We start from the raw sequence: 12,200 nt of genomic DNA on the forward strand, positions 1-12,200 counted from the left end.
ATCGGGGTGGAGGAACCGGTGTCCGAGGAAACGCCGCCGGAGACGGACACGGGGGCCCTGCGCCTTCCCGATCTGCGCCTGGACCAACTGCTCGAGGAGCTGCAGTCCCGGCTCGACGTCGCCCGCGGCACCCGGGACCGGGTGCACGCGCTGCTGGAGGCGGTGCTCACCGTCGGCCGTGAGCTCGACCTCGACCAGGCGTTGCAGCAGATCGTCGAAACCGCCGCCACTCTCGTGGACGCCCGCTACGCCGCGCTGGGCGTCATCGGCGAGAACGACCTGCTGGCCAAGTTCCTCACCACCGGCATGACGCCCGCCCAGGTCAAGGCGATCGGGCCGTTTCCCACCGGTCACGGCATCCTGGGCGAGCTGATCCGGCATCCCGAGCCGCTGCGTCTGCGGGACATCGGCGAGCACGCGGCGTCCGTCGGATTCCCGGGCAACCACCCGCCGATGCACAGTTTTCTGGGCGTGCCGATCCGGGTGCGCGGCGAGGTGTTCGGGAATCTCTACCTGACCGAGAAGCGCGGCGGCGGTCAGTTCGACGCCGAGGACGAGTCGGTGTTGCAGACGCTGGCCGTCGCGGCCGGGGTCGCCATCGACAACGCCCGCCTCTACCGGGACGCGAGGCTGCGCGAGCGCTGGTTGCTGGCGAGCGGCGAGATCACCAGCCGGCTGCTGTCCGGCGCCGCCGAGCAGGACGTCCTGGCCGAGCTGGTCCAGGCGTCGCTGGAGATCCTGGAGGCCGATCTCGGCGTCATCGCCCTCTCGTTGGCTACCGGCAGCGGTACGGGCCTCGCGGTCCAGCTGGCGGAGGGCCTGGACGCGGAGCTGCACCGCGGCCTCCTGCTGCCGTTGGAGGGCACTTTCATGGGCGCGGCCTTCACCGCCGCGAAGCCCGTCACCAGCACCGACATCGCCCGCGACCCGCGGGTCACGGCCGGGCCGCCGCGCTGGCAGGGGCTCGGCGCGGCCGTCGCCGTGCCGCTGGGCCGGGGCCCCTCGGGGCCGCGCGGGGTCCTGATGCTGGCCCGCCGGGCGGGGCTCTACCGGTTCACGGCCGCGGACGTGGCACCGCTGAAGGCCTTCGCGGACCAGGCCGCGCTGGCGCTGGAGCTCGCCGCCCGCCGCAGCGACGCCGAGCAGTTGGCGCTGCTGGAGGACCACGACCGGATCGCCCGCGACCTGCACGACCTCGCCATCCAGCGGATCTTCGCCACCGGGATGACCCTGCAGAGCGCCCAGCGGTTCATCGATCACCCGCGGGCGGCCGAACGGGTGGGCCGGGCGGTGGACGACCTGGACGAGACCGTGAAGATCATCCGCACCTCGATCTTCGGACTCCGCTCGCACGCCTCCGCGCAGGAGTCGGCGGGGCTGCGGGCCCGGCTCGTCGAGACCGTCTCGCGGTTCGTGCCCACACTCGGCTTCACGCCTTCGCTGCGACTGGAAGGCCTGCTCGACACCGACGTCCCGGCCGACCTGGCCGACGACGTGCTCGCGGTGCTGGAGGAGGCGTTGAGCAACGCCTCCCGGCATGCGGAGGCCAAGGCCGTCGACGTCTTCGCCCGGGTCACCGGGGGCGCGGCGCCGGAGGTGGTGCTGACCGTCGCCGACAACGGGGTCGGCCTGCCCGAGGGCGGGCGGCGCAGCGGCCTCGTCAACCTCGAGGAGCGCGCCGCGAAGCACGGCGGCACGCTCCTCCTCGACACCACCCCCGGCGGCGGCACCCGCCTGACCTGGCGCGCGCCCCTGCGCCTGGAGGGCTGAGCGCTCCGGACGGGCCTACCTGCCGATCGTCGTGAACCGATCCGCTCCCGGGTGCGTAGGCCATGGACGAGCGCCGGACAGCGGAGGCGGCCAAGGCCCTGGAGGTGGTCAGGATGTCGATAGCGGACACGACGGTGAGCGGAGCAGGAGTGCGGCACAGCAGCCGCGTCGCGGAGGCCGGGGTGCTGTGGGTTCTCGCGCTGGTCACCGCGGCGGTCCTGGCGGTGGACGCCTTCGTGCACGCGGACCTCGCGCCCGGCTACGACGGCGTGACGGCCGACGTGAGCCAGGGCACGCTGTTCCGCGTCGAGGCCGCCCTCGCGGCGCTCGCCGCGCTGGTGCTGCTGGTATGGCACCGGCGGCCTGCGGCGTGGGCGTTCGCCTTCCTGGTCGCCGCCGGAGGCGTGGCCGCCGTGCTGCTCTACCGCTATGTCGACGTCGGTACGCTCGGGCCGCTGCCCAACATGTACGAGCCGATCTGGTTCCCGGAGAAGACCGCGTCCGTCATCGCGGAGGCGGTGGGCGCAGGCACCGCCCTCCTCGGGCTGGTCCTCGCCTGGCGCGTCCGGCGCCGTCGGCCCGTCGGCGCCTGAGCGCGGGAACGGTTCGGACGAGGACGCCTCAGCCGAGAACAACGAAGACGGGGCCTGCCCCGGCATCCCGGGGCAGGCCCCGCTGCACGACCAGGGCCGTTCGGGCCCGAGGGAGGGGTCCGAGTGGCCCGGCGCGGCGCCGGAGCCGCGGCACGCCGGAGGGCCCGGAGGGGACCGGTCGGCCCTGTGTCCCACCGCGTCCGGAGCGAAGGCTGGGAGGTGAGCCACCGCCACCGTGCCGCACGGAAGGAAGACGGCCATGACCCCTCCGCTGATCGTCGGAGTCGACGGGTCCGACGCGAGCCTCACCGCCGCGCGGTGGGCCGGCCGGGAGGCCGCCGCGACCGGCCGCCACCTGCGGCTGGTCCACGTGCGGCCGGACAGCCTGTGGATCCTGGCCGGGGACGAACGCGCCGAGCAGGCCGAACTGCAGGTTCTCGAGGCGATGACCGGCCTCGCCGCCGAACTGCGGCGGGTCCATCCCGGGCTGCGCGTCGACATCGAGCCCGTGACCGGCCCGGTGGACCTGATGCTGCTGCGCAGCGCCGACGACGGGGGCACGCTCGTCCTCGGGACCCGGGGGAGCGGGGGCTTCCAGGGGCTGCTGCTCGGCTCCGTCGCCCAGTCGGTGGGCGCCCGGTCGGAGGGGCCGGTCCTCCTGGTGCCGCAGCGGGCCGCCGCCGAGCCCGGCTACCGGATCGTGGTCGGCGTCGATCCGAGCGGCGACTGCCGCCCGGTACTCGACTTCGCCCTGCACCACGCCGAGGAGCACGGGGTCGTGGTGCGCGCGGTGCACGTGTGGCAGCCGCCGCTGCTGTGGGGAGCGGGCCCCGTCCAGCCGGGCGAGGCCGAGCGGCGCGAGGTGCAGCGGCAGCACGCCGTCGCCCTGCACGACGCGGTGACCACCGCCCGCCACCGCCGCCCCGCAGCCGAGGCGACGACCGCCGAGCTCACCGGCGACCCGGCCGCCGTCCTGGTAGAGGAGGCCGAGAAGGCCTCGCTGCTGGTCATCGGCCGCCGCCGGCACCGACCGGTGTCCGCGCTCGGCCCGGTCGCCCATGCCGTGGTCCACCACGCCCCCTGCCCCGTCGCCGTCGTCCCGCACTGGTGACCTCGGCGAACCCCAGATCGTCCAACCCCAGATTGCCGAACCCCTGCTCGGCGAACCCCAGATCCGCCACAGACCCGGAGGCGGCCGCCATGACCGACGACTCCCACACCACCGACGCGTCCGACGCCCTGACGCCGGATCGGTTCGCCTTTCTGGCCGCCGCCGGCGGAGCGGCGCCCTCCCTGCACAACAGCCAGCCGTGGCGCTTCCGCGCCACCGAGGACCGGCGCGGCCTGCTGGTGGACCGCGATCCGTCGAGGGCGGTGCCCGTCACCGATCCCACCGGGCGCGCGCTGCACGTCTCGATCGGCGCCGCGCTGCTCAACCTGCGCGTCGCCGCCGCCTCGCTCGGCCTGGAGACTCGCCTGCGGCTGCTGCCGGACCCGGCGCAGCCGGACCTGGTCGCGGCTCTCGCCTTCGACCGGCCCCCGCCCGGCGCCGGTCCGCACCCCGACGCCGAGCTCTACCCCGCGATCGCCGAGCGCCACAGCAGCCGGCAGCCGTTCACCAACCGCGACGTGCCGGAGCGGCTCGTCGGCGAGCTGATGGCGGCCGCCGACCACGAGGGCACGGTGCTCGCCGTGCTGGAGGAGGCCGAGACCCGCCGGGTGCTCGCGCTGACCACCGACGCCGAGCGCCGCACCGCCGCCGACCTGACGCGCGAGGCGGAGACCCGCGGCTGGGTCCGCGTGGAAGCCCCCGCGACCGACGGGATCCCCGTCGAGGCGCTCGGCCCGCTCGACCGGGACGCGCGTGTCCCGGTGCGCAGCTTCACCGGCCACCCGCCGCACGCCGTCCCGGCCTCCGCGCGGTTCGAGCCGCTGCCGCAGCTCGCCACCTTCACCACCCCGCACGACGACCGCAGCGCCTGGGTCCGCACCGGCATGGCCCTGGAACGGGTCTGGCTGCTGGCCACGCTGAACGGCCTGCGCTGCTCGGTGCTGCACCAGGCCGTCGAGTGGCCCGACACCCGCTGGCAGCTGCGTGACCCGGAGACCGGCCCCGGCTACGTGCAGATCATCCTGCGTCTGGGCTACGGCCCGCCCGGCGCGGTGACCCCGCGTCGGCCGGTCGCCGAGATCCTGAGCCTGGGCTGAACGCGCCGCGCCACGGCCGCTCCGCGCTGGTGGGTTCGCCGCTCAGGGGCACACTGGAACTGCCGGTCTTCGACACGGGCGGGTTCACCCCGGGAGGAAGCCATGTCTGGTCCTGGTCCCATCGTGCTCGGCGTGGACGAACAGGCCGCCGACGGGCCCGCCGTCGCCTGGGCCGAGTCGGAGGCCACGCTGCGCGGCGCCGGGTTGACGCTGCTGACCGCGACCGGCGGGGCCGTGGCGGACTACGCCCGCCAGGCGGCCGACGAGCTGGCCGAGGTGGTGCGCAAGCGAAGCCCCGGACTGCTGGCGGTCTCCGTCGAGGCCGTGGACGGCGAGGCCCGCGACGTGCTGGCCGCCGCGGCTCAGACGGCGGCGCTGCTCGTGGTCGGGGCCCGCGGCGCGGGCGGGTTCCCCGGGCTCTTGGTCGGTTCGACCAGCCTGCACACGGCCGGGACGGCCGGCTGTCCCGTGGTGGTCGTCCCCGACCGGGGCGGCGCGGCCGTGGAACGGACCGGGGGCGTGGTCGTCGGCGTGGACGCCAAGGACCCCGACGAGGACGTCCTGCGCTTCGCCTTCGAGGCGGCCGAGCGCCGCGAGCTCTCCCTGCGCGCGGTCCACGCCTGGCGCTATCCGCTGATCACCCAGGGACGCGGGTTTCCGCCGGTCTACGAGCGCGGCCACATCGAGGCGGAACAGGAACGCACCCTCGCCGAGGTGCTGGCCGGCTGGCGGGAGGAGTTCCCCTCGGTGCCGGTGACCTTCGAGAGCGTCAAGTCCGGCGCCGCCAAGCCGCTGGTCACCCTCTCGGCCGAGGCCGACCTCGTCGTCGTGGGGCGTCAGGGCCGCCGCGCCGGGCCGCTGAAGCGGCTCGGGTCGGTCAGCCTGGCCGTAGTCCAGCACGCGAACTGCCCGGTGGCCGTGGTCCCCGCGAGCTGACGCCCGGCCCGACCGCCACGCCGCCGGCCCCGACGGGAGTCACCCGCCCGGGGGGAGATCGACCCGCACCACCTCGCCCGCGCGCAGCGTCGCCTCCGTGCCGCGGACGACGACGTGGATCGGCGGCGCGATGCCGGGCGGCACGGTGATCGAGGCGTGATGGTGCGAAAGCCGCACCAGGACGTCGCCGTGGCCGCGGTAGTGCAGCGTCAGGTCGAGCTGACCCAGTTGGGGCGGCAGCGCCGGGTCGAGCACCAGGGCTTCGCGCCGCACCGACAGGCCGGAGTAGCAGCGCTCCAGCAGGTCGATGACGCCCGCCATCGCGCCCAGGTGCACGCCCTCGGCGGTCGTGCCGCCCTGGACGTCGTGGACGTCGGCGGCGACGGCCTCGCGGAAGAACCGCCAGGAGGCGCGGCGATCGCGCCGGGCCAGCACCCAGGCGTGCACCACGGCGCTCAGGGTCGACCCGTGGGAGGTGCGCGCCAGGTAGTAGTCGACGGTGCGCTCCATCAGCCCCGGATCGACCCGGTAGCCCAGGCGGGTGAGCAGCCGCCGCACCTCCGAGGGCGGGAACAGATACCAGAGCATCAGCACGTCGGCCTGCTTGGAGGCCCGGTAGCGGTTGACCGAGTCGCCCTCGGCCTCCAGGATCCGGTCCAGTCGCCGGATGTCGCCGTGACGGGCGCGCAGCGCGGCCCAGTCCAGCTCCTCCAGCCGCTCGTAGCCGTCGAACTGGCTGATCACCCCGTCGTGGAAGGGGACGTGCAGCCGGTGGGCGATCCGGTCCCAGCCGGCCAGCTCCGCCGCGTCCACCCCGAGGGCCTCCAGCAGTTCGCCGCGCCGGTAAGCCGGGAGCTCTCCCAGGAGTTCGCGCGCCGCGTGCAGGGTCCAGGACGCCATGACGTTGGTGTAGGCGTTGTCGTCCAGCCCGGGGCGCTCGCTCCACGGATACCCGTCGTGGTACTCGTCCGGGCCCATGACGCCGCGGATCCGGTAGCGGCCGAGACGTTCGTCGTACTCCGCCGCGTCCGCCCAGAACCGGGCGACCTCCAGGACGAGTTCGGCCCCGGCCTGGGAGAGGAACGGCAGGTCGCCGGTGACCCGGTGGTACAGCCACACGTTGTAGGCGATCGCCGATCCGACGTGGCGCTGCAGGCGGCTGTGGTCCGGCAGCCAGCGGCCGGAGTCGGGGTTCAGGTGCAGCTCCTGGGTCTCCTCGCCGCCGTCGCTGCCGCTCTGCCACGGGAACATGGCGCCGCGTCGGCCCGCCGCGGCCGCGTCGCGCCGGGCCCGGTCCAGGCGGCGGTACCGGTAGCGCAGCGCGGCGCGGCTGAGCTCGGGCAGATGCCGGTTGAAGTAGGGGAGGACGAACAGCTCGTCCCAGAACACGTGCCCCCGGTACGCCTCGCCGTGCAGGCCCCGGGCGGGCAGGCCGACGTCGAGGTCGACCGAGTGCGCCGAGAAGGTCTGCAGCAGATGCAGGATGTAGAGGTGGACGGTCCCGGCGCCCTCGAAGTCCGCGCCGACGCGGCACCGGCGCCACAGCTCCTGCCAGCGCAGCCGGTGCCCGCGCTCCAGCTCGGCGGCGTCCTCGACGCCGGCGACCAGGTCGGCGGCGCTCGCGGCGGGCTCGGCGGCCAGACCGTCGCGGGAGGTGAACAGCGCGACGGTCTTCTCCACGGTCAGCGTGCGGCCCTGACGAACCGCCACGGTGAAGGTCCGGTCGACCCGGCCCGCCACGTCGAGCCGGTCGGCGACGTCGGCGGGCGGCTCGGTGTCGCCCGACCGCAGGCGGGTGCGGGCGGCCACCCCGATCCGCAGGCCGGAGTCCTCCGTCGCCACCTGGAGCCGGAGGACCTCGCCCTCGGCGCCCTGCCCGACGGGGACGAGGTGGCGGGAGGTCAGGCCCCGGTAGCGGGCCACGCCGTCGTTGACCACGCGGCCCTCCAAGCCGGAGCGGATCTCGACCGTTCCCGACCAGTCCACCGGTGTCAGCTGGGTGACCAGCACGCCGAGGTGGGGCCGTCCCATGTGGGCGAAGACGCGCTGGGTGACGTCGGTGGTCCGGCCCGCGCCGTCGCGGCAGCGGCGGCGCCGGGTGAGCACCGCGTGGCGCAGGTCGAACTCCAGGCGCTGGTCGCGGGTGGCGAAGCCGGGCTCGCCGAACCAGGGGCCCTCGTCCTCACCGCGCCCCGCGAGGGGCCGGAAGGTCAGCGGCAGCCAGTTCGGGCCGTTGACCAGGTCCTCGTTGACGACCGTCCGCCCGTGCAGGGTCGAGCTCGCGCGGTGGTAGCAGCCCGCCAGGTAGGTGCCGGGGTAGTGCACGCCGTCCGCCGACGCCTCGGGCGCGGCGGCCCGAGTGACGAAGTAGCCGTTGCCGACCGCGCACAGCGCCTCGCGCAGACCCACCTCGGACGGCTCGAGACCCTCGTACCGCAGGGTCCAGGCGTCGCCGCTCACGGTGGCTCCAGGTGCTGGTCGGAGATGCCCTCATCGTCCCCGCCCGGGTGAGCCGCCGCACCTCGGCGTCGCCGCCCGCCGCCCGTGGCGATGCCGTCGCCGCGGGCTTGCGGCGCGTCGCGCGCGGGGGGACCGTCGAAGAAGGCGGACGGCGAGCGGGAGCAGGTGGGCCGGTGGTCGGGACAGGACGCGAGACCGATGCCTGGGCCGTCGAGCGGCCGGGCCCCATGGCCACGCGTCCGCTGCGGCTGGTCCGCAAGGCCGTCCCGGATCCCGGCCCCGGCGAGCTGCTGATCGAGGTGGACGTGTGCGGGGTGTGCCGCACCGACCTGCACCTGGCCGAAGGCGACCTCGCCCCGCGGGCCCCGGGCCGCACCCCCGGCCACGAGGCCGTCGGCCGCGTGGTCGCCGTCGGCCCGAGGCCCGTAGGGCGGTCCGGTGCTCCGGGCCCCGGGATCGGCGACCGCGTCGGCGTGGCCTGGCTCGCCGGGACCTGCGGCGTCTGCCGCTACTGCCGTGCGGGCCACGAGAACCTGTGCCCCGAGTCCCGCTACACCGGCTGGGACCGAGACGGCGGATTCGCCCGGTGCCTGACGGCGGACGCCCGCTACGTCTACCCGCTGCCGCCGGATGGGCGCGACGACGCCGAGACCGCGCCGCTGCTGTGCGCGGGCATCATCGGCTACCGTGCCCTGCAGCGCGCCGAGCTGCCGCCGGGCGGACGGCTGGGCCTCTACGGCTTCGGCGCGTCCGCGCATCTGACCGCTCAGCTGGCGCTGGCGCGCGGCGCGACCGTGCACGTGCTCACCCGCGCCGAACAGGCGCGGCGGCTGGCGCTCGAACTCGGCGTGGCCTCGGCCGGGGACGCCTACGACGCCCCGCCCGAACCGCTGGACGCGGCGATCCTCTTCGCGCCCGTCGGCGACCTCGTTCCGGTCGCCCTCGCCGCCCTGGACCGGGGCGGCACGCTGGCGGTGGCCGGGATCCACCTGACCGACATCCCGGTGCTGAACTACGCCGACCACCTGTTCCAGGAGCGGACCCTGCGCAGCGTCACCGCCAACACCCGAGAGGACGGACGGGCCTACCTTGAGGAGGTGGCCGGCCTGCCGCTGAAGGTGCACAGCGTCAGTTACGGCTTCGCCGACGCGGACCGCGCGCTCGCCGACCTCGCCGCCGACCGGGTGACCGGTGTCGCCGTGCTCGACCTCAGGGTGTGAGGACCGGGATCACAGCCCCAGCAGCGGCATCAGCTCGGTGAGGTCCTTCACGACCACGTCGGCGCCGTTCTCCCGCAGGTCGTCCGCGCCCGCGCCCCGGTCCACCCCGACGACCGGCGCGAAACCACCGCGTCGTCCGGCCTGCACGCCCACCAGCGCGTCCTCGACCACCATCGTCCGGCCTGGCTCGGCGCCCAGCCGCCGCGCCGCCTCCAGGAAGAGCGCCGGATCAGGCTTGCCTGCCAGGCGCAGCCGCGCGGCGTCCACCCCGTCCACCCGGGCGTCGAAGAGATCCGTCAGCCCGGCGGCCTCCACCACGCGCGCGCAGTGCCTGCTCGCCGACACCACCGCCGTCGGCACGCCCTGCTCGCGCAGCGCGACCAGCAGGTCCACCACGCCCGGCCGTGGCGGCGCGCCCTGGTGCCGCAGCAGCGCAAGGTAGATCCGGTCCTTGCGGGTGGCGAGCCGCTCCATGGCCTCCGGGCCGAGACCGGTCAGGTCCCGGGAGGCGAGGAAGGCCCGCACCCCGTCCTCGCGGGAGCGGCCGTCGACGTGGCGCGGATAGTCCGTCGCGATGTCGAACGGCGCCCGCGCCGCCTCCGGGGTGTCCGGCGGGAGTGCCCGCAGCAGGTCGTCGAAGGCCGCCTTCCACGCCATGGCGTGCAGCGCCGCGGTGTCGGTGAGCACGCCGTCGGTGTCGAAGGCGGCGCCGGCGAGGCAGTCGATCGCGATCACACGGCCAGTACAGCACCGCCGACCGTCGCGCGCGGCCCGGACCAGGGCCGGTCGAGTGCCGCTGCTGACCGTGCACGCGAGGGAACGGCCCTCAGCGGTCCTCCGGCCATCGCGCCGGGCGAGAGGATGCTCGACCTCGTTCGGAGACCGGTCGCGCCCCGACCGGTGCCCGAACGGCCCTGGACAGGCAACGCGCGGCGTGGCGCAGTGGGAGACGGAGCCGCGGTCGGAGGCGGCTGCCTACGACCTGGCTGTCGCGCGTTCCGAGCCCGTCGGAACCTGAACCTTCGGTCGCCTGGGCCATTGCGGTCGGCTCAGCGGGGCAGGCGGCTACCGACGCGCATGAGGGTGTCGGAGGCCCGGTCCGGCAGGAAGGTCCGCAGCAGGATCAGCGGTCGCGCGCCCGCCCCGACGACGTAGCGGGTACGGGGGCGACGGTCCGTCACCGCGCGGGCCACCGCGTCGGCCACGACGGACGGCGGGGAGGTGAAACGCGCGTTGGCCTCGCCCTCGAGGGTCATGGCCATGGCCACGGCCTGCCGGGCGTACGGGCCCTGTCCCGAAGTCTCGCGGAGCTTGCTCGCGGCGATACCTCCCCACTCGGTGCGGATGCTGCCCGGTTCGACCAGCACCACGTCGATCCCGAAGGGCTTCAACTCCAGCCGCAGGCAGTCACTGAGCCCTTCCAGGGCGAACTTGGTGGCGTGGTGCCAGCCGCCCAGCGGGGTGTGGATCCGTCCGCCCATCGAGCTGATGTTGACGATCCGGCCGCTGTGCCGCTCGCGCATCCGGGGCAGGACGAGTCGTATCAGCTCGGCGGCGCCGAAGACGTTCACGGCGAACTGGTCACGCGCCTCACGCAGCGGTACGTCCTCGACCGCGCCGTAGGAGCCGTAGCCGGCGTTGTTGACGAGCACGTCGACGCCGTCGGCCTCCTCGGTGATCCGGTCCACCGCAGCGCGGCAGGAGGTCGGATCGGTGACGTCGAGCTCCAGTACCCGGATGCCGCGGTTGGCGAGGTGCGCCATGCGTCCGGTGCGCCGGGCAGCCGCGTAGACGGTGCAGCCGAGGGCTTGCAACTTGACCGCGGTGGCCTCGCCGATGCCGGACGAGGCGCCGGTCACGAGCACAGTCTTGGTGGGCATGTCCTCATCGTCCTGGCCACCGCGTCCATCCGCACCCCGGGGTTCCTGGAGTCCGGTCAGCCAAGGATCCCGCCCACAAACCGGCCGCGCGGGGAGGCGGCCCGGCCGAGTCTGCGGTCAGGCGACCTGCCCTGCTGCTTCTTGGACTGCGGTGTCGATCTGGTTCGGGCTCAGGTCCACCTCTTTGGCCACGTGCTGAGCTGCCGTGAGCTCGGCCTTCTCGATCGCCTCCGCCAGCTTGCTCTCACCGACGACGACCACGGCGGCCTGGCCTGCGTCGATGATCTCCCCGAGCTCCTTGATGTCTCCTCGGGACAAGCCCCGCCACAGATGGCCGCTCACTCCGCCCACGGCCGCACCGACGAGAGCGGTCCCGATGATCGTCGGAGGGAAGAGCAGCCCGATCAGAGCACCGGTGGCGGCGCCGCCCCACGCGCCGTGCCGGGTGGCCATCTCCTCCTTGTGGACGTGCACCTTGCCGAACGCGTCCTTGGTGACGACTGCGGCGTCGTAGGTGCCGATCGTGCCCTCGGCGTGAAGGTCCTTGACGACGTCGAAATCGCTCAGTGCCTCGCCCTCACTCGGGTAGGTTCCGATGTAGATGAACACCGTGTCAGGCTTCGTCATGTCTGCTGTCCCTTCTGTCCTGGTCGCCTTGCGTCCTTGGGATACGCGAGGCGACGGGTTCCCTTCGGCTCTCGTGCTCTGGGCCATCCATCGCCTTCCGCGACCGTTGAGGCCAGAGCGATGCACTCGACGTCGATCCGGTCGGCGAGGCTCTGCAGCATCTGGTCGAAGGCACGGAGCGTGGCGGGATCGGCGCCCTGGCCTTCCCAGCCGGTGACCTCCGCCGCCACCGCGCGGACGAGCCCCGACAGCGTGTCCGTGGAGACCAGCAGCGTGTCCTGTGTGAGCCACACTCTCGGAATGATCAGCTGAGTCATCGTCGCCACCTCCGTCGGGGTCGTTCTGTCCCGTGGGCGTCTCGCGCGGGAGCGCGTCACACCCCAGCTTGACGCGATCGTCCACCCGTCGGCTTGGGTCGTCCGGGACGCCGTGAGGGCCGTTTGGTCCTGTCCGTGTGCCCGCTCGGCCGTAGCCCGTTCGCGTCCGGCTGGAGAGCGTGGGAGCAG

The 12,200-nt window shown here is 74.3% G+C and carries 11 protein-coding genes; 6 read left to right on the plus strand and 5 right to left on the minus strand.

Going from position 1 to position 12,200, the window contains the following annotated elements:
- Positions 1–18 precede the first annotated feature (18 nt).
- The 5 genes from TR48_RS04370 (at position 19) to TR48_RS04390 (ending at position 5,507) form a co-directional block, all read left to right on the plus strand.
- A complete protein-coding gene (locus tag TR48_RS04370) occupies positions 19–1,770 on the plus strand; it encodes a sensor histidine kinase (RefSeq protein ID WP_236652002.1) in 1,752 nt (583 codons plus the stop codon).
- 62 nt (positions 1,771–1,832) lie between these two features.
- Positions 1,833–2,363: a hypothetical protein gene (locus TR48_RS04375; RefSeq protein ID WP_152627791.1), complete on the plus strand. Its 531-nt coding sequence runs from the start codon at positions 1,833–1,835 to the stop codon at positions 2,361–2,363.
- 259 nt (positions 2,364–2,622) lie between these two features.
- Positions 2,623–3,474 (plus strand): universal stress protein, encoded by an 852-nt coding sequence (locus tag TR48_RS04380; protein ID WP_042364527.1) that lies wholly within the window; start codon positions 2,623–2,625, stop codon positions 3,472–3,474.
- Positions 3,475–3,563: 89 nt separating this feature from the next.
- A complete protein-coding gene (locus tag TR48_RS04385; RefSeq protein ID WP_236652003.1) occupies positions 3,564–4,571 on the plus strand; it encodes an Acg family FMN-binding oxidoreductase in 1,008 nt (335 codons plus the stop codon).
- A gap of 102 nt (positions 4,572–4,673) precedes the next feature.
- Entirely contained in the window at positions 4,674–5,507 is an 834-nt protein-coding gene (locus TR48_RS04390) for a universal stress protein (RefSeq protein WP_042364528.1), read from the plus strand.
- 39 nt (positions 5,508–5,546) lie between these two features.
- Here the strand turns inward: TR48_RS04390 and TR48_RS04395 are convergent, their stop codons facing one another.
- Positions 5,547–7,967: a glycoside hydrolase family 65 protein gene (locus TR48_RS04395; RefSeq protein ID WP_042364529.1), complete on the minus strand. Its 2,421-nt coding sequence runs from the start codon at positions 7,965–7,967 to the stop codon at positions 5,547–5,549.
- A gap of 173 nt (positions 7,968–8,140) precedes the next feature.
- Here TR48_RS04395 and TR48_RS04400 point away from each other — a divergent pair, with 173 nt between their 5' ends.
- Positions 8,141–9,187, plus strand: coding sequence for a zinc-binding alcohol dehydrogenase family protein (locus TR48_RS04400; protein WP_042364530.1), 1,047 nt, complete (start codon positions 8,141–8,143; stop codon positions 9,185–9,187).
- 9 nt (positions 9,188–9,196) lie between these two features.
- On the opposite strand, the gene TR48_RS04405 is transcribed toward TR48_RS04400, so the two are convergent.
- The 4 genes from TR48_RS04405 to TR48_RS04420 form a co-directional block, all read right to left on the minus strand.
- Positions 9,197–9,922, minus strand: a complete 726-nt coding sequence (locus TR48_RS04405; RefSeq protein ID WP_042364531.1) for an HAD family hydrolase — start codon at positions 9,920–9,922, stop codon at positions 9,197–9,199.
- A 314-nt stretch (positions 9,923–10,236) separates the two neighbouring features.
- Positions 10,237–11,067 carry an oxidoreductase gene (locus TR48_RS04410; protein WP_042364532.1) on the minus strand — a complete coding sequence of 277 codons (831 nt, stop codon included), beginning with the start codon at positions 11,065–11,067 and terminating at the stop codon, positions 10,237–10,239.
- 117 nt (positions 11,068–11,184) lie between these two features.
- Positions 11,185–11,694 (minus strand): DUF1269 domain-containing protein, encoded by a 510-nt coding sequence (locus tag TR48_RS04415; protein ID WP_042364533.1) that lies wholly within the window; start codon positions 11,692–11,694, stop codon positions 11,185–11,187.
- Positions 11,691–12,011, minus strand: a complete 321-nt coding sequence (locus TR48_RS04420; RefSeq protein WP_042364534.1) for a hypothetical protein — start codon at positions 12,009–12,011, stop codon at positions 11,691–11,693. The genes TR48_RS04415 and TR48_RS04420 overlap by 4 nt, the downstream gene beginning before the upstream one ends.
- Between the last annotated feature and the right edge of the window lie 189 nt (positions 12,012–12,200).

The organism is Streptacidiphilus neutrinimicus, from assembly GCF_000787815.1.
GTDB lineage: Bacteria > Actinomycetota > Actinomycetes > Streptomycetales > Streptomycetaceae > Streptacidiphilus > Streptacidiphilus neutrinimicus.